Origin of the sequence: Phenylobacterium sp. RIFCSPHIGHO2_01_FULL_69_31 (assembly GCF_001824475.1) — a bacterium.
Lineage (GTDB): Bacteria > Pseudomonadota > Alphaproteobacteria > Caulobacterales > Caulobacteraceae > Phenylobacterium.
Genome location: NZ_MHXN01000037.1, coordinates 84,073 through 100,643 on the forward strand (window position 1 = coordinate 84,073; position 16,571 = coordinate 100,643).

A 16,571-nucleotide genomic window follows, 5' to 3' on the forward strand; every position below is an offset into this window, starting at 1 on the left:
CCGATCACCCATATAGCCCCCGACCTCGTAGACAAAGGGTTAACGAGGTCTTGCCGCCATCAACGATAGCGTGAGCACGCGCTTTCCTTTTGATGGCTGGTGTTGCAATGTCCCGCCGCGCGACGTCGGAGCGCCCGTTTCGGGCCCGAACGCCACGCGACAAAACCAAGCCGGCGTCGGCTTCGACCGAGTACTCGGTGGCGACGCATCCTCCGATCCGCATCCTTCGGGACGCGCCTAGGAACACACCCGATGAGCTGCGCAGCTCGAGCCACATCTGGCCCCAAGGCCTCCCGAACCGCCGTTTCCGGCGCGTTCGCGGCCTACGCGCGCGCTCGTCCCATTTGCCGGCAGCGCCCGGGCCACGTAGCCCCCGCGCGCCGCGGAGAAACTAATGTCCAAGACTATGTTGATCGACGCAGCCCACGCGGAAGAGACGCGTGTGGTGGTCGTCGACGGGAACCGCGTTGAAGAGTTCGATTTCGAGAGCCAGAACCGAAAGCAGCTTCGAGGGAACATCTATCTCGCCAAGGTGACGCGCGTTGAGCCGTCTCTGCAGGCGGCCTTCGTCGAGTATGGCGGCAACCGCCATGGCTTTCTGGCCTTCAACGAAATCCACCCGGACTACTACCAGATCCCCCTCGCCGACCGCGAAGCCCTGCTGCGCGAGGAGGCCGAGGACCACGAGGACGACCGTCCGGAGCCCCGCGGCCGCCGCGGCGCCGAGAACGGCGACGAGGACGAGGACGCCGACGTCGGTGTCTCGGACGACGACGACGACGTGATGGAAGAGGAGCTGGCGCGCCGCCGCCGCCGGCTCATGCGCCGCTACAAGATCCAGGAAGTGATCCGCCGCCGGCAGATCATGCTGGTCCAGGTCGTCAAGGAAGAGCGCGGCAACAAGGGCGCGGCCCTCACCACCTACCTGTCGCTGGCGGGCCGCTATGGCGTGCTGATGCCGAACACCGCCCGCGGCGGCGGCATCTCCCGCAAGATCACCACGGCCACCGACCGCAAGCGCCTGAAGAGCGTCGTTTCCAGCCTGGAAGTGCCGCAGGGCATGGGCCTGATCGTCCGCACCGCGGGCGCCAAGCGCACCAAGGCCGAGATCAAGCGCGACTACGACTATCTGCTGCGCCTGTGGGAGAACATCCGCGAGAAGACGCTGCACTCGATCGCGCCGGCGCTGATCTACGAGGAAGAAGACCTCGTGAAGCGCACCATCCGCGACCTGTACGACAAGGACATCGACGAGGTCTGGGTCGAGGGCGAGGCCGGCTACAAGGAAGCCCGCGACTTCATGCGGATGCTGATGCCGAGCCAGGCCAAGAAGGTCATGGCCTACCGCGAGCCGACCCCGCTGTTCGTGAAGCACCGGGTCGAGGACCACCTCAGCCAGATCTATTCGCCGGTCGTGCCCCTGCGCAGCGGCGGCTACCTGGTGATCAACCAGACCGAGGCCCTGGTCGCGGTCGACGTGAACTCCGGCCGCTCGACGCGTGAGCGGAACATCGAGGCCACGGCGCTGAAGACCAACCTGGAGGCGGCCGAGGAAGCCTGCCGCCAGCTGCGCCTGCGGGACCTGGCCGGCCTGATCGTCATCGACTTCATCGACATGGATGAGTCGAAGAACAACCGGGCGGTCGAGAAGAAGCTCAAGGACGCGCTGAAGGACGACCGCGCCCGGGTCCAGATGGGCAAGATCAGCCCGTTCGGCCTCATGGAGATCAGCCGGCAGCGCCGCCGCACCGGCGTGCTGGAAGGCACGACGCACGTCTGCGAGCACTGCCAGGGCACCGGCCGGGTTCGCTCGGTGGAATCCTCGGCCCTGGCCGCCTTGCGCGCCCTGGAGATCGAGGCCCTCAAGGGCGGCGGCGAGGCGTGCCTGCGCGTGCCCCGCGCGGTTGGCCTCTACATCCTGAACGAAAAGCGTGCGCACCTGGCGCGGCTGAACCACGCGTTCGGCCTCTTCGTGACCGTGGTCATCGAGGACGACATGGCGCACGCCGATCACGTGATCGAGCGGACCTCCATGGAGATCCGTCCCGACCACGCCAGCGCCCTGCCCGCGTCCGTCCAGCCCTATGAACCGGCGCCCGTCGACGAGGACGAGTTCGACGACGAGGCGTTCGAGGACGAGGACGAAGAGGAACTGCCCGAGGAGGACGAGGACGCCCTCGAGCGCGAGGACACCGACGACGACGCGGCCCACGCCCGCAACCGCCGTGAGGATGGCGAGCGCGAGGAGGACGGCGAAGGCCGCCGAGGCCGTGGCCGCCGGCGTCGCCGTGGCCGCCGGGGCGAGGAGCCCCGCGCCGAGCGTGGCGAGCCGCGCGCCGAGCGCGAGCCCCGTCCGGCCCGCGCCGAGACGGAGGAAGAGCGCGAGGGCCGCCGCCGCCGCCGGGGCCGCCGTGGCGGTCGCCGGATGCGCGACGATGTCCGTCCGCAGGACGCGTTCTCGTGGGTGCGCCCGTGGGTGCCCTACGGCGACGATCCGTTCGTCTGGTACGACCCGGCGGAAGACCTGAAGATCGCGCCGGCCGCGCCGGAAGCCGCCCAGCCAGCGCCCCAGGTCCAGACCGAGGCTCCGTCGCCCGCGCCGATCGCCCGCGACTCGGGTAGCGACGAGGACATCTGGGTCGAACTGCCCGAGGTGGAAGAAAAGCCGAAACGCGCCCGCCGGGCCCGGGGCCGCGGCCGTGGTCGGGGCGAATCCGAGGCGGTCGAGGCCGCGCCGGTCGCCGCCGAGGCCGAGGCCGAAGCCCTGCCCGCCCCGCCGGAGCCGGAACCCGAGCCCGTCGCGGTCGTGACCGTCGCCGAAGAGCCGCCGCCGGCCAAGCCGAAGCGCTCGCGCAGCCGGAAGGCGGCCCCCGCCGCCGAGGCCGCCGAAGCCGTGGCTCCGCCGGAGCCGGTGCTGGAGGCCGTCACGGTCCCCGAGCCGGAGCCCGAACCGGAAGCGGCCCCCGAACCGGTCGCCGCGGCCGCGCCGCGTGAGCCCGACCCGGCCGAGATCTCCGGTCCCGCGCCCAAGCCGCGTCGCGGCTGGTGGCGCCGCGGCTAGGGCGTAACCATGTTGGCCGCGGGTCCTTCCAAACCGGTTCCGGTTTGGCGGGACCCGCGCTAGCATCCGACCGGCTGGGGGTGTCGGACTACGATAGAGTGTCGAGCATGATCTCCCCTTTCCGGTCGGTTTCGCGCCTAGCGCTGACGGCCGCGTCCCTGGCGGCCTTGGCCATGGTGGCGGCGCCGGCCTCGGCCCAGTCGCTGATCCGCGACACCGAGATCGAGGAGATCCTCGCCCGCGACGCCGAGCCGATCCTGAAGGCGGCGGGCGTCGATCCCAAGAATGTCGAGATCGTGATCGTCGGCTCGAAGGAGCTGAACGCCTTCGCCGGGCCGCGGATCATGGGCTTCAACACCGGCCTGATCCTCGAATCGGACGATCCCAACGAGCTGCAGGGCGTCATCGCCCACGAAGTCGGCCACCTGGCCGCCGGCCACAGCGCCCGCTCGGGCGACATGCAGTCCGCCGGCATGCGGCCGTTCCTGCTGACCATGGGGCTGGGGGTGCTCGCCGCGCTCGCCGGGGCGCCCGAGGCGGCGGCCGGCCTGGCGGGCAGCGCCAGCTATTTCGGCACCATCGGCGCCCTGGGCTACAGCCGCGAGCAGGAGAGCCGCGCCGACCAGGCCGGCGCCCAGCTGCTGGACAAGGCGGGCCTCTCCGGCCGCGGCCTGGCTGAGTTCTTCGACAACTTCCGCTATCAGGAGGTCTTCGACGAGGCCCGGCGCTACGCCTATTTCCGCAGCCACCCGATCTCGTCCGACCGGATCGAGAGCCTGCGCCGCAAAGTCGAGACCCAACCGCACTTCGCCAGGAAGGACAGCCCGGAGGCCATGGCCGAGCACGCGGTCATGAAGGCCAAGCTGGACGGCTTCCTCAACCCGCAGGTGGCGATCACCAAGTACGACGAGAAGGCCACCGACTATCCGTCGCGCTACGCCCGGGCCATCGCCTATTACCAGTTGAAGGAGCCCGACCGGGCCCTGAAGCTGATCGACCAGCTCCTCGCCGAGCAGCCGGACAACCCCTACCTCTGGGAGCTGAAGGGCCAGATCCTGTTCGAGTTCGGCCGCACCGAGGAGGCCGAGATGCCGCAGCGCAAGTCGGTCGAGCTCAAGCCCGAGGCGCCGCTGCTGCGGGTCAACCTGGGCCAGACCCTGATCGCCCTGGACGACAAGAAGAAGGTCGCCGAGGGCGTCACCGAGCTGAAGAAGGCCCTGACCCAGGAAGAGGACAACGCCGTCGCCTGGCGCATCCTGGCCGAGGCGTATGACAAGCTGAACGAGGACGGCCTCGCCCGCCTCGCCACCGCCGAATACAACTTCAACATCGGCGACAAGCGCCAGGCCCGTGTGTTCGCCATGCGCGCCCGCGAAATGCTGACCCGCGGCACGCCGGAATGGCGGCGGGCCACCGACATCGTCCTGGTGGCCGAACCCACCCGCGAAGACCTGCGCGACCTGGCCCGCGAGGGCTCGGTCGTCGGCGCCACGCGCTGAGCCGCCTCACCTATCGGGATCCCATGAAGACGCTTCTGCCTATCGCCGCCGTGCTCGCGGCCGCCCTCGCCCTCCAGGCCTGCAACAAGCCCGCCGAGGCCGACCCCGCGTTCGGCGCCAAGGTGCGGGCCTATCTCCTCGAACACCCCGAGGTGATCGAGGAAGCCGTGGTGAAGCTGCGCCAGAAGCAGATGCTGGAGCAGGCCAAGGCCCAGGCCAGCACGGTCGAGAAGTACCGAAAGCAGCTCGAGCGCGACCCGCGCGACTTCGTGGTCAACCCGAACGGCGAGTTCACGGTGGTCGAGTTCTTCGACTACCGCTGCGGCTACTGCAAGGTCGTGGCGCCCGAGGTGATGAAGCTGATCCGCGAGAACCCGGACGTCCGCTTCGTCTTCAAGGAATTCCCGATCTTCGGCGAGGTCTCGGACACGGCCGCGCGCCTGGCCTTGACCGCCCAGGCCAAGTCGAAGGGCGTCCAGCTCCACAACGCCTGGATGGCCGACAAGGGCCTGGACGACGCCGCCCTCGACCGCCACCTGGCCGAGGCTGGCCTCGACCCCGCCGCCGTCCGCAAGGCCGCCGCCGACCCGGCCATCACCCAGCAGATCCAGGACGTCCGCATGCTGGCCGGCGCGCTGGGCCTGCAGGGCACCCCGGCGTTCATCGTCGGCGACTATGTGATCCCGGGAGCGGACATCAATGCAGTCCGCGCCGCGCTCGCCAAGGTGAAGACCGGCGAGATGAAACGACCCTCGGGCTCCCCGACGTAAAGAACCGCCTCTGCTAGACTGGCCGCCTCAGCTTTGACGGGGAACGGCATGGTCGAGCGGGTGGTGGTGATGGGCGCAGGGATGGCGGGCCTCTGGACCGCCATGGCCCTGGCAGGTCCGGGCCGGGAGGTCACGGTTCTGGATCGCGATCCGCCGCCGCCCGCCGGCGACCCGGACACGGCGTTCCAGGACTGGCAGCGACGCGGCGTGGGTCACCTGCGCCACAGCCACGCGTTCCTCGCGCGCCTGCGCACCCTGGTCCGCGATCGCCATCCTGCCCTGCTCGATGCGCTACAGGCCGCCGGCGTGCGCGAGCTGGGCTTCGAGGGCTCCCTGACCGCGGCGCACAAGCGCGCGTACGTCCCCGCCCCCATCGACCGCGACCTCGCCATCCTGACCAGCCGCCGCACCACGCTGGAGCTGGTGATGCGGCGCTACGCCGAGAACCTCCCGGGCGTCGTCATGCGGCCGCAGACCTTCGTGAAGGGCCTGAAGGTCCTTCAGGGCGCGCCGCCCGCCGTGACGGGGGTCGTGCTGGAGGACGGCAGCGAGCTCGCCGCCGACATCGTCGTCGACGCCCAGGGGCGGACGTCGCAGGCCTACGAATGGCTCGCCGCGGCGGGCGTGACCGTTCCAGAGACCTCCGAGCCGTGCGGCGTCATCTACTTCACCCGCCACTACCGCCTGCGGCCGGGCCAGGAGGAGCCGCCGCGCGGCGCCGGCTCCACCACCGGCGACCTGGGGTTCCTGAAGTTCGGCGTCTTCCCGGGCGACAACGGCTGCTTCTCGATCACTCTCTGCGCCCCCGAGATCGAGGAGGAGATGCGCAAGGCGATCGTCGACCCCGAGGTCTTCGATGCGATCTGCCGCCAGCTGGCCGGGGTCGCGCCCTGGATCGAGCCGGACCGCACCGAGGCCACCAGCCGCGTCTTCGGCATGGGGCAGCTGGAGAGCCGCTGGCGGGAGATGGCGCCGGGGGGCCAGCCGGCTGTGCTGGGCTTCTTCCCCGTGGGCGACTGCGTGGTCCGCACCAACCCGCTCTATGGCCGAGGCTGTTCCTTCGCCGCGGTGAGCGCGCACCTGCTGCTGGACGCTCTGGCCGCTGACGCCGATCCAGGCCGGCGGCTGCTGCACTACCGCGCCGGGCTGGAGCGGGAGCTGCGGCCCTATTACGACGTGATGCGCAAGGCCGACCGCTCGGCAATCCGCCGCGCCCGCGCCGCCCTGCTGCCGCCCACGCGGCCGAACCTTCGCTCCAGGCTGATGAAGAGCTTCCTGGAGGACGGCGTGGCGGTGGCGATCCGCGAGGACGTGGAGCTGCTGCGGGCCTTCCTGAAGGGCTTCCACATGCTGGAACACCCCGAGGCCTGGCTGAAGCGCCCGAAGAACCTGGCCAAAATCGTCCGCGTCTGGGCGCGCGGCAAGGCCAGGAACGCGGACCTCTACCCGGTACTCGGCGCGCCGGGACGCACGCAGATGCTGGAAGCCGTCGGCGTCTCGCCCACTGCCGACGAGCAGCGGGCCCGCGCGCAAGCCGCTTGAGCTAAAGGTCCGGGTAGCCGGTGGTGAGCGCCGAACGCAGGCGTGCGATCTCCGTCGCCCGGCCGGCGGGGTCGAACAGGGCCGGAAACTCCACCGGGGCCTGGTCGCGCCACCAGGCCTGGAAGCTCGCCGGTCCGCTGGCGAAGGGGTCGGGAAACGCCGCCTGCAGGTCCCGACGCAGCCGGAACACGAACCGCTGCTCCGCAAGGATCGTCTCGCCGTCGGCAAAGGCGCCAAAGCCCCAGGCCGGGCCGATGCCGGCGGTCTCGCGACGATAGGCGTCCACCATGTCCGCCACGACGGGTTCGTCCCGGAACGGATCGAACGCGCCCTGATCTGCCCCGCTGAAGTGAAAGAACCCGAGCGGCTCGCCGTCGACGGTCGGCGCCCCCACCCAACCGGCCAGCCGCCTCGGACCCAGGTTCCAGGGCGCCACGTTCAGATGCGCACCCCGCAGCACTCGCACCCGGTCGAAATAGGCCGGGACGAAGTCCATCCAGCGCTGGTCGGTGTAGAGGCCGCTGGGGACGTCCTCGCGGCAGAAGCGGTAGAGGCGCTCACGCCACCAGGCGGCAAAGGCCGGCCCCTGTCCGCGGGCGGCCACGGCCAGGAAGCCCAGGTTGTAGATGCCGTGCTGGGCGGTGCAGACCTCCCGCGCGATGATGCCGGCCGCCGTGGCCTCGGGCTGCGCCTGGTGCGGCGTCAGCAGGATGTCGGCGCCCTGCAGCGCATCGACCACGTCGGCCAGGTCGGAAAAGACCAGGATGTCGGGATCCAGATAGATCGCCGCGTCGCAGTCCGGGCGGGCGAGCAGCCGCGCGAGGGCGAAGCCCTTCACCGCCGTGGCGAGCTCGACCAGCGAATGGCAGAACGCCCAGGACCGCCAGGCGGGCACGCCGAGGTCGGCCAGGTGATGGACCTCGTCCGCGCCGGTCGCCTCCAGCCCCGCCGCGCCCGGAGAGTCGGCGAGGACCAGGTGCAGGCGCCAGTCCGGCCGCACGCGGCGCACGGATGCGAACAGGGCGCGAACCTTCTGCTGGTAATTCGCCGCCGCGCTGGTGAAGAGGTGAACCCTCATGCCGGGCTTCGGCGGCCCAGCATCCGCGCCAGGACGCGAAGCGGCGCGGTGAGGCGCCAGGAGGTGGAGTTGCGCACCGCCGCCAGCGCCTGCTCCAGGGCCGCCGTGTGCTCTCCGAGGGTCCGCATGTCGAACTCCCGCCGGGCGATTTCACGCTCGGCCGCCGCGCTCCGCGTCCGGAACTCGGAGACCAGCGCCTCGAAGCCCGCGTGGCCCAGCCGTGGCAGCCACTTGGCCCGGAGGCGCTCGCGAACGGCCAGGTGACGGTCCGCCCCGCTGTCGCCGAGACCCGAGCACCCGAGGCCCGCGCGATAGACGGCGCTGACGCCGGCCACCCGTTCCAGGGGCGTGTGGCGGCAGACCTGCAGCCAGAAATCCCAGTCCTCGTAGACGTCCAGGCTTTCGTCGAAGCGGCAACCGTCCGCCAGCAGGCTGCGGTGGAACAGCACGGCGTGGATCGGCAGGTGGTTCCAGGCCATCAGCATCGCCGGATCGAACGCCGCATCGTAGCTGTCCACCGCCACGCCCTCGCGCTCGACGCGAACGCCCGCATAGGCGGCCCGTACGCCGGGACGGCGTCTCACCGCCGCCACCAGCCGCGCCACATGGTCGGGGAAGATCAGGTCGTCGTCGTCCAGGAAGATGACGAACGCGCCCGAACTGGCGTCGAGCCCCAGGTTGGCGGCGCGGCTGCGGCCGAGGCGCGCGCCTTGCCCGACCTGCCGCAGCGGATGGCGGCCACACCGGTCCGTCGGCACACCCCCGCCGCCGAGAGCATCCACCAGGACGACCTCGAGGTTCGGATAGGTCTGCAGCGCGACCGAATCCAGCGCCTCCTGCAGTTCCGGCCGGCCCATGCTGCGGATGATCACGCTCACCGGCGGAAGGTCGCGGGGATCGACGGCCAGGCCAAGGTCCCGCTGGCGCGCATGCTCGGGCTGGTAGAGGCGAAGAGGGTCGGCGGCCAGCTCGGCGGCGTCGACGACGGCATAGGCCTCGGCGGCGGTCACCGTCGGCGGCAGCGTATAGGTGCGGAAGCGGTTGAGGGCCGCCATGTGCTCGTCGTACGGCTGGCGGACCAGCTGCGAGCCGAAGCAGCGGGCGGCGGCCTGCTTGCGCGCCTGCACCCCCGAAATGTCCAGCAGGGTGTTGGGGCGCAGCGGCACGCCCACCTCGTAGAAGGCGATGCGCACGCCACGGCCGCGCCGCCGCACCGCCTCGGCCGTCGCCATGGCCAGCGCCCGGTGGTCCGGGTGCATCTCAAGTGGAGACGGCGCATAGACGAGGTCGGCGCCGCCGATCGCGGCGGCGATGCGTTCCACCAGCGGCTCGCCATAGGCCAGGCCCTGGTCCGGCAGGTCCCAGAACTCGGGCTCGCCATACCCCAGGATGGTCGCGGCCCGCCGGCTCTCGTCCTTGCGCTGACCGGCCTCTCCGGCCTCCGCCCCCAGCGCCCCGTCGGTCACCACGACGACGCGAACCGGCGTCCTCGACTGGACGTGCCGGATGATGGCGCCACCGCAGCCCAGCACCTCGTCGTCGGGATGCGGCGCGATCACCAGCACCGACGCGGCGGGGATCTCCAGCACCGCGCCGTAGGGCGTCAACAAATGCTCCATCGACCCGATGCTCTTCCGGTGTCCCCGCGACGGGACAACCCTTATCTCGACGAGCGGGTGCGGGCACGCGACGACTTGACCGCCCCTGCGTCACGGGCGTTGCCTGCGCCGCAACGAATTTTCCGGGAGGACCGCATGTCCGAATACAAGCTGCTCATCAACGGCGCCCTGGTGGAGGGCGACGCGACGCTGGACGTGATCAACCCCGCGACCGAGGAGACCGTGGCGACCTGCGCGCGGGCGTCCAAGGCCCAGCTCGACCAGGCGGTCGCAGCGGCCAAGGCGGCGTTCCCGGCCTGGAGCGCCACGTCGATGGACGAGCGCCGCGAGGTCCTCGTGGCCATCGCCGACGCCATCCAGGCCAATCTGGGCGAGCTGGCCCGCCTGCTGACTCAGGAACAGGGCAAGCCGCTGCAGGACGCCACGGGCGAGATCTTCGGCGCCTCCGCCTTCTTCCGCTATTTCGCCAGCCTCGACCTCCCGGCCAAGGTGGTGACGGACGACGCCACCTCGCGCATCGAGATTCGGCGCAAGCCGCTGGGCGTGGTCGGCTGCATCGTGCCCTGGAACTTCCCGATGATCCTGATGGCCTTCAAGGTCCCCGCGGCCCTCCTGGCGGGCAATACGGTGATCGTGAAGCCGGCCCCCACCACGCCGCTGACGGCGCTGAAGCTGGGCCAGATCATCAAGGACATCGTGCCCCCCGGCGTGGTCAACATCATCGCCGACGCCAACGATCTGGGCGGCGAGCTGACCAAGCACCCCGACGTGCGCAAGATCAGCTTCACCGGCTCCACCGAGACGGGCAAGAAAGTCATGGCCAGCGCCGCCGACGCGCTGAAGCGCATCTCGCTGGAGCTGGGCGGCAACGACGCCCTGATCGTGCTGGACGACGTGGATGTGGCGGCGACTGCGCCCAAGGTGTTCGGCGCGGCCATGCAGAACGCCGGCCAGGTGTGCATCGCGGCCAAGCGGATCTACGTCCACGAGAGCATCTACGACGCCATGTGCGACGAGTTCGCCACCCTGGCGAAGAACATGGTCGTCGGCGACGGCCTCGAGCAAGGCACCCAGATGGGCCCGCTGCAGAACAAGGCCCAGTTCGACAAGGTGATGGGCTTCATCGACAGCGCGAAGAAGGACGGCAAGGTCATCGCCGGCGGGGAGCGCAAGGGCGACAAGGGCTACTTCATCCAGCCCACGGTCGTGCGCGACATCGCCGAGGGCTCGCAACTGGTGGACGAGGAGCAGTTCGGGCCGGTCATGCCGGTGATCAAATATTCCGACCCCAAGGACGCCGTGGCCCGCGCCAACGCCTCGATCTACGGCCTGGGCGGCTCGATCTGGGCCAAGGACTCGGACAAGGCCTGGGCCCTGGCCGAAAGCATGGAGTCAGGCTCGGTCTGGGTGAACAAGCACGCGGACCTGCAGCCCCACCTGCCCTTCGGCGGCTCCAAGTTCTCCGGCATCGGCTCGGAGCTGGGCGAGGAAGGCCTGAAGGAGTTCACCCAGGTCCAGGTGCTCAACATGGCGCGGTAGGGCCGCCGAAAATCAGATCAGCCCGCTGAGCGGCGAGGATGGGTCGGCGTACATGCGCTTGCCCATCCGGCCGGCCAGGAACGCCTCGCGGCCTGCGATGACCGCGTGCTTCATGGCGCGGGCCATGCGGATGGGGTCCTTGGCCTCGGCGATGGCGGTGTTCATAAGCACCGCAACGCAGCCCAGCTCCATGGAGATGACCGCGTCCGAGGCGGTGCCGACCCCGGCGTCGACCAGCACGGGCACCTTGGTCTGCTCGATGATCAGGCCCAGGTTCAGCATGTTCTGGATGCCTCGGCCCGAGCCGATGGGCGCCGCGGCCGGCATGATCGCCGCGGCGCCGGCGTCCTCCAGCTTCTTGGCGTAGACCGGGTCGTCCGAGCAGTAGACCATCACCTGGAAGCCGTCGGCGATCAGCAGCTTCAGCGCCCGCAGGGTCTCTTCCATGTCGGGCAGCAGGTGCGGAGTGTTCGACAGCACCTCCAGCTTCACCAGGTCCCAGCCGCCGGCCTCTCGCGCCAGCCGCAGGGTGCGGACCGCATCCTCGCCGGTGAAGCAACCCGCGGTGTTCGGCAGGAAGGTGAAGCGGTCGGGCTTCACGTGGTCCACCAGCATCGGCTGGCTGGGGTCGCTGAGATTCACCCGGCGCAGCGCCACGGTGACGATCTCGGCGCCCGCGGCCTCGGCGGCGGCGGCGTTCTGGGCATAGTCCTTGTACTTGCCGGTGCCCACGATCAGGCGCGAGCGGAAGGTGCGGCCGGCGACCGACCAGGTGTCCTCGGTGTGCGTGGACCCGTCCATGTCAGCCGCCTCCAATGAAATGCACGATCTCGATCCGGTCGCCGTCGGCGAGCGCGGTCTTCGCATAGGCCGATCGCGGCACGATCTCCAGGTTCCTTTCGACGGCCACCTTGCGGGTGTCGAGGCCGAGCGCCGAGACCAGCGCCGCCACGTCGGCGACGTCCGAAAAGGCGCGGGTCTCTCCGTTTACGGTCAGCTGCACGGGCCAGGTTCCTGTCGCTTTGCTTGTGGCCTTCGCCGTCGCCCGGTACAAGACGCCGGAATCGACGGCGGAGCCGAATGCCGAAACCGATCTATGTGCTGAGCGGCCCCAACCTCAACCTCCTGGGGACCCGCGAGCCGGAGATTTACGGACATCAGACCCTGGAGGACGTCCACCGCCTCTGCGAGGCGCGTGCGAAGTCCCTGGGCTATGAGGTCGTGTGCCGGCAGTCCAACCATGAAGGCGAACTGGTCGACTGGATCCAGGAGGCGCGCGAGACGGCGTCCGCCCTGGTGCTGAACCCGGCCGCCTATGGGCACACCTCCATCGCCATCCTTGACGCTCTGAAGATGCTTTCCATACCGATCGTCGAGTGCCACCTCTCGAACCCCGCCGCGCGCGAGGCGTTCCGTAGGGAAACCTACGTCTCTCTCGCCGCAACCGGCCTCGTGTCGGGTTTTGGGGCCAAGAGCTACGAACTGGCCGTCGAGGCCGCCGCGGGCCTGGCCCGTTAGAGACCACACAAGACAAGGGCCGATACATGGCTAACACCCCGAAGGCGCCTGCCGATCCGTTCGACGCTCGCCTCGTGCGCAAGCTGGCGGACATCCTCACCGAGACCGGCCTGTCCGAGATCGAGGTGGAACAGGGCGCCCTGAAGATCCGCGTGGCCAAGACCCTGACGGCGGCCCCCGCGGCTGTCCACTACGCCCCGGCTCCCGCCGCCCCCACCGCGGCGCCGGCCCCGGCTGCGGCGGCACCTGCTCCGGCAGCGGCGGCGCCGGCTCGCGCCAGCGGCGAAGAGGTGAAGTCCCCCATGGTGGGCACCATCTACCTGCAGCCCAACCCGGGCTCGCCGACCTTCGTGAAGGTGGGCGACACGGTCGAGGTCGGCCAGACCCTGTTCATCGTCGAGGCGATGAAGACCATGAACCCGATCCCCGCGCCCCGCGCCGGCAAGGTGGTGGAGATCCTCGTCGACGACGCCCAGCCCGTGGAGTTCGGTGAACCCCTGGCCATCATCGAGTAGGGCCATGTTCGACAAGATCCTGATCGCCAACCGGGGCGAGATCGCGCTGCGCGTCCACCGGGCGTGCAAGGAGATGGGCATCTCCACCGTCGCCGTGCACTCGGAAGCGGACTCCAGCGCCATGTGGGTGAGGCTGGCGGACGAGAGCGTCTGCATCGGCCCCGCTCCCGCGGCGAAGAGCTACCTGCACATCCCCGCGATCATCGCGGCGTGCGAGATCACCGGCGCCCAGGCGGTCCACCCCGGCTATGGCTTCCTCTCCGAGAACGCCCGGTTCGCGGAGATCGTGACCGCCCACGGCTTCACCTTCATCGGCCCCAAGGCCGAGCACATCCGCATGATGGGCGACAAGATCACCGCCAAGCAGGCGGTGAAGGAAGCCGGCATCCCGGTGGTGCCGGGCTCGGACGGCGCCATCACCACCGAGGAAGAGGCCATCGCCGCGGCGAAGGAAATCGGCTTCCCGGTGCTGATCAAGGCGGCGGCCGGCGGCGGCGGGCGCGGCATGAAGGTGGCCAAGACCGAGGACGACCTGATCGAGGCCGTGCAGACCGCCCGCTCCGAGGCGAAGGCGGCCTTCGGCGACGACGCCGTCTACATGGAGCGCTACCTCCAGACTCCACGGCACATCGAACTGCAGGTGGTGGCCGACAGCCATGGAAACGTCGTCCACCTGGGCGAGCGCGACTGCTCGCTGCAGCGGCGTCACCAGAAGGTGCTGGAAGAGGCCCCCTCGCCCGTCATCGATGCGGCGGCGCGCGCCAAGATCGGCAAGGTGGTGGTCGATGCCGTCAAGGCCATCGGCTACCTGGGCGTCGGCACCATCGAGTTCCTGTACGAGAACGGCGAGTTCTTCTTCATCGAGATGAACACCCGCCTGCAGGTGGAGCACCCGGTCACCGAGGCCATCACCGGCATCGACCTGGTGCGCGAGCAGATTCGCATCGCCGCCGGCCTTCCGCTGTCGTTCACGCAAGAACAGGTGATCTTCGAGGGGCACGCCATCGAGTGCCGCATCAACGCGGAGAACCCGAAGACCTTCGCCCCCTCGCCCGGCCTGGTCACCGACTTCCACGCCCCGGGCGGCCTCGGCGTGCGGATGGATAGCGCCCTCTACGCGGGCTATTCGATCCCGCCCTACTACGACAGCCTGATCGGCAAGCTCATCGTCCACGGCCGCGACCGGGAGGAGTGCATCGCGCGCCTCAACCGCTGCCTGGGCGAGATCGTGGTGGGCGGCATCGACACCAACATCCCGCTGTTCCAGGAGCTGCTCCAGCAGGAGGACATCCTGAAGGGCGACTACAACATCCACTGGCTGGAACGGTGGATGGCGAGCCAGGCCGGCTAGAGCCTTCCCGCTTCGGCGGATTGCGCTCTAGCGCCTACGACCGGAAGCGGATCGTCACCTTCAAGCCGGGCTGGGCGTCTTCCAGGCGCAGCTCGGCCTGGTGGCGCTCGGCCGCCGCCGCCACGAGGCTGAGGCCCAGACCGAAGCCCTCGGCTCCGCCGCCGGGACTGCGGTAGAACCGTTCCAGCACGCGCGATCTTTCGTCCGGCGCGATCCCCGGGCCGTTGTCGGCCACGGTCACCTCCACGCCATTGCCGGCCGGCTGCGCGTCCAGCCGCACCGTCCCGCCCACCGGCGCGAACTTCACCGCATTGTCGAGAAGGTTGCTGACCATCTGGAACACCAGGTCCCGATCGCCCTGGACGGCGAGGCCGGGCGCGATCGCGACCGCGAAGTCCTGGCTGCGATCTTCCGCCGCCGGCCGATGGAGGTCGACCACGTCTTCCAGCAACGCGGAGAGATCGACGAGGACGCTCTCGCCGCGCGGCCCGCTCTGCAGCCGGGCGATCCGCAGCAGGGCGTCGAACATGGACTGGAGGCGCGCCGCCTCCTCCAGGGCGGCGCCGGTGCGCGCCCTCACCTCCTCCGGATCATCGCCCGCCGCCGCCAGCTCCTCGAGCTCCGCGCGCAGACGGGTGAGCGGGGTCCTAAGCTCATGGGCGATGTTGTCGGAAACCCGGCTGATGGACGCGACCAGCCCCTCGATGCGGGCCAGCATCTCGTTCAGGGTCGCGGAGAGCTGATCGAAGTCGTCGCCGCTGCCGTGGAGCGCGACCCGGCCCGAGAGGTCGCCCGCGATGACCGCGCGCGCGGCGCGGTTGATGCGGTCCAGCCGCTGGGACACCGCATAGGTCATCACGAGGCCGCCGATCAGCCCCAGCACCAGGCTCATCCCCGCGCCCCAGGACAGGGCCTCGAAGATCAGGTCCTCCCGTTCGTCCAGGTCCTCGGTGTCCAGGCCGACGAGCAGCCGATAGCCGCCTGGCAGTACGAGGTCGCGCACGACCGCCTCGTGCTCCTCCTCGGTCCCGGTGGCGTAGGTGCCGAACTCGTACCGCACCCATTCCTCCCCCCTCACGGCCGGCCAGTCCGCGAGGTTCGCCGCCACCACCGCCCCGTTCGGCGCGATGAGCACATGGTAGGCCAGCCGCCCGCGTGCGCCCGCCGAGCGTCGTTCGAGCGCGCGGATCAGCGCGTCCCGGCCCTGGGCGCGGTAGACGCCGACCAGGGCGTCGGCGTCGCGGGTGATCGTCGCCTCTACCTGCCGCAGCGGACGCCAGACGCCGCCGACGTAGGTGACGGCCAGCATGATCCCGACCGAAGCGCTGAACAACGCCATGTAGACCAGCGTCAGCCGGAGAGTGAGGCTGCGGAGAACGCCGGGCCAGATCATGCGCGCAGGGCGTAGCCCATGCCGCGCACCGTCTGCAGGAGCGGCGGGTCGAAGTCCTTGTCGATCTTGGATCGCAGCCGGCTGACGTGCTGGTCGATGATGTTGGTCTGGGGGTCGAAATTGTAGTCCCAGACCGCTTCCAGCAGCATGCTGCGGCTGACCACCCGCCCCGCGTTGCGCAGCAGGTACTCCAGCAGGGCGAACTCCCGGGTCGTCAGGTCGATGGCCTGCCCGCGCCGCGTGACCGTGCGGGTGATCAGGTTCATCTCCAGGTCGGCGAGGCTGAGCTCCGTGGTTTCCTGCACCACGCCCTTGCGCCGTCCCAGCGCCTCGATCCGCGCCACCAGCTCGGAGAAGGCGAAAGGCTTGGTCAGGTAGTCGTCGCCGCCGGCCCGCAGGCCCTTCACGCGGTTGTCCACGTCGCCCAGGGCCGACAGGATCAGGACCGGCGTGCCGTCGCCCGATGCGCGCATGGTCTGCAGGATCTTCAGCCCATCTACGTTGGGCAGCATGCGGTCGAGAACGATGACGTCATAGGTCTCGGCGGCGACCTGGAAGAGCGCCTGGCGGCCGTCGGCCACATGGTCGACCAGCCAGCCTTCGCCCTTCAGGCCTTTCACCACGTGGCCCGCGACCCGTTCGTCATCCTCCACGACCAGCACGTGCATGCCTTGCTCCGAGGCGGA

Annotated in this window: 14 protein-coding genes; 8 read left to right on the forward strand and 6 right to left on the reverse strand. The window is 69.9% G+C overall.

Annotation, left to right across the window (positions count from 1 at the left end; all coding sequences use genetic code 11):
• Window positions 1–394 precede the first annotated feature (394 nt).
• The 4 genes from A2790_RS19930 to A2790_RS19945 all read left to right on the forward strand — a co-directional run bounded on the left by A2790_RS19930 (window position 395) and on the right by A2790_RS19945 (window position 6,872).
• Window positions 395–3,061, forward strand: a complete 2,667-nt coding sequence (locus A2790_RS19930; protein WP_293395455.1) for a ribonuclease E/G — start codon at window positions 395–397, stop codon at window positions 3,059–3,061.
• 107 nt (window positions 3,062–3,168) lie between these two features.
• Window positions 3,169–4,560, forward strand: coding sequence for a M48 family metalloprotease (locus tag A2790_RS19935; RefSeq protein ID WP_293395458.1), 1,392 nt, complete (start codon window positions 3,169–3,171; stop codon window positions 4,558–4,560).
• Window positions 4,561–4,583: 23 nt separating this feature from the next.
• Window positions 4,584–5,330 carry a DsbA family protein gene (locus tag A2790_RS19940; protein ID WP_293395462.1) on the forward strand — a complete coding sequence of 249 codons (747 nt, stop codon included), beginning with the start codon at window positions 4,584–4,586 and terminating at the stop codon, window positions 5,328–5,330.
• Window positions 5,331–5,378: 48 nt separating this feature from the next.
• Window positions 5,379–6,872, forward strand: coding sequence for an FAD-dependent oxidoreductase (locus A2790_RS19945; RefSeq protein WP_293395465.1), 1,494 nt, complete (start codon window positions 5,379–5,381; stop codon window positions 6,870–6,872).
• A gap of 1 nt (window position 6,873) precedes the next feature.
• Here A2790_RS19945 and A2790_RS19950 read toward each other — a convergent pair whose 3' ends face one another.
• Complete coding sequence (locus A2790_RS19950) at window positions 6,874–7,950, reverse strand: hypothetical protein (protein ID WP_293395468.1); 1,077 nt, start codon at window positions 7,948–7,950, stop codon at window positions 6,874–6,876.
• Complete coding sequence (locus A2790_RS19955; protein WP_293395471.1) at window positions 7,947–9,557, reverse strand: PIG-L family deacetylase; 1,611 nt, start codon at window positions 9,555–9,557, stop codon at window positions 7,947–7,949. The genes A2790_RS19950 and A2790_RS19955 overlap by 4 nt, the downstream gene beginning before the upstream one ends.
• Before the next feature lie 147 nt (window positions 9,558–9,704).
• Between A2790_RS19955 and A2790_RS19960 the strand changes: the two genes are divergently transcribed.
• Window positions 9,705–11,108: an aldehyde dehydrogenase family protein gene (locus tag A2790_RS19960; RefSeq protein WP_293395474.1), complete on the forward strand. Its 1,404-nt coding sequence runs from the start codon at window positions 9,705–9,707 to the stop codon at window positions 11,106–11,108.
• A 12-nt stretch (window positions 11,109–11,120) separates the two neighbouring features.
• On the opposite strand, the gene A2790_RS19965 is transcribed toward A2790_RS19960, so the two are convergent.
• Together A2790_RS19965 and thiS are read right to left on the reverse strand one after the other, a co-directional pair.
• Window positions 11,121–11,909 carry a thiazole synthase gene (locus A2790_RS19965; protein WP_293395477.1) on the reverse strand — a complete coding sequence of 263 codons (789 nt, stop codon included), beginning with the start codon at window positions 11,907–11,909 and terminating at the stop codon, window positions 11,121–11,123.
• Between the two features lies 1 nt (window position 11,910).
• Window positions 11,911–12,111, reverse strand: a complete 201-nt coding sequence (thiS, locus tag A2790_RS19970) for a sulfur carrier protein ThiS (protein ID WP_068874854.1) — start codon at window positions 12,109–12,111, stop codon at window positions 11,911–11,913.
• Window positions 12,112–12,188: 77 nt separating this feature from the next.
• Here thiS and aroQ point away from each other — a divergent pair, with 77 nt between their 5' ends.
• The 3 genes from aroQ to accC are packed head-to-tail and all read left to right on the forward strand — an operon-like array spanning window position 12,189 to window position 14,492.
• Window positions 12,189–12,626 (forward strand): type II 3-dehydroquinate dehydratase, encoded by a 438-nt coding sequence (gene aroQ / locus A2790_RS19975; RefSeq protein WP_293395480.1) that lies wholly within the window; start codon window positions 12,189–12,191, stop codon window positions 12,624–12,626.
• A 26-nt stretch (window positions 12,627–12,652) separates the two neighbouring features.
• On the forward strand, window positions 12,653–13,141 hold the full coding sequence (gene accB, locus A2790_RS19980; protein WP_293395483.1) for an acetyl-CoA carboxylase biotin carboxyl carrier protein: 489 nt from the start codon (window positions 12,653–12,655) through the stop codon (window positions 13,139–13,141).
• 4 nt (window positions 13,142–13,145) lie between these two features.
• Window positions 13,146–14,492, forward strand: a complete 1,347-nt coding sequence (accC, locus tag A2790_RS19985) for an acetyl-CoA carboxylase biotin carboxylase subunit (RefSeq protein ID WP_293395486.1) — start codon at window positions 13,146–13,148, stop codon at window positions 14,490–14,492.
• A gap of 34 nt (window positions 14,493–14,526) precedes the next feature.
• Here accC and A2790_RS19990 read toward each other — a convergent pair whose 3' ends face one another.
• Complete coding sequence (locus A2790_RS19990) at window positions 14,527–15,885, reverse strand: ATP-binding protein (protein ID WP_293395488.1); 1,359 nt, start codon at window positions 15,883–15,885, stop codon at window positions 14,527–14,529.
• Window positions 15,882–16,553, reverse strand: a complete 672-nt coding sequence (locus A2790_RS19995) for a response regulator transcription factor (protein ID WP_068876610.1) — start codon at window positions 16,551–16,553, stop codon at window positions 15,882–15,884. Before A2790_RS19995 ends, A2790_RS19990 begins: the two co-directional genes overlap by 4 nt.
• Window positions 16,554–16,571: the final 18 nt, after the last annotated feature.

Bases quoted from the DNA above. Each gene is read 5' to 3' on its own strand.
- A2790_RS19930 (WP_293395455.1), top strand. From the start codon at position 395: ATGTCCAAGACTATGTTGATCGACGCAGCCCACGCGGAAGAGACGCGT.
- A2790_RS19935 (WP_293395458.1), top strand. From the start codon at position 3,169: ATGATCTCCCCTTTCCGGTCGGTTTCGCGCCTAGCGCTGACGGCCGCG.
- A2790_RS19940 (WP_293395462.1), top strand. From the start codon at position 4,584: ATGAAGACGCTTCTGCCTATCGCCGCCGTGCTCGCGGCCGCCCTCGCC.
- A2790_RS19945 (WP_293395465.1), top strand. From the start codon at position 5,379: ATGGTCGAGCGGGTGGTGGTGATGGGCGCAGGGATGGCGGGCCTCTGG.
- A2790_RS19950 (WP_293395468.1), bottom strand. From the start codon at position 7,950: ATGAGGGTTCACCTCTTCACCAGCGCGGCGGCGAATTACCAGCAGAAG.
- A2790_RS19960 (WP_293395474.1), top strand. From the start codon at position 9,705: ATGTCCGAATACAAGCTGCTCATCAACGGCGCCCTGGTGGAGGGCGAC.
- A2790_RS19965 (WP_293395477.1), bottom strand. From the start codon at position 11,909: ATGGACGGGTCCACGCACACCGAGGACACCTGGTCGGTCGCCGGCCGC.
- aroQ (WP_293395480.1), top strand. From the start codon at position 12,189: ATGCCGAAACCGATCTATGTGCTGAGCGGCCCCAACCTCAACCTCCTG.
- accB (WP_293395483.1), top strand. From the start codon at position 12,653: ATGGCTAACACCCCGAAGGCGCCTGCCGATCCGTTCGACGCTCGCCTC.
- accC (WP_293395486.1), top strand. From the start codon at position 13,146: ATGTTCGACAAGATCCTGATCGCCAACCGGGGCGAGATCGCGCTGCGC.
- A2790_RS19990 (WP_293395488.1), bottom strand. From the start codon at position 15,885: ATGATCTGGCCCGGCGTTCTCCGCAGCCTCACTCTCCGGCTGACGCTG.
- A2790_RS19995 (WP_068876610.1), bottom strand. From the start codon at position 16,553: ATGCACGTGCTGGTCGTGGAGGATGACGAACGGGTCGCGGGCCACGTG.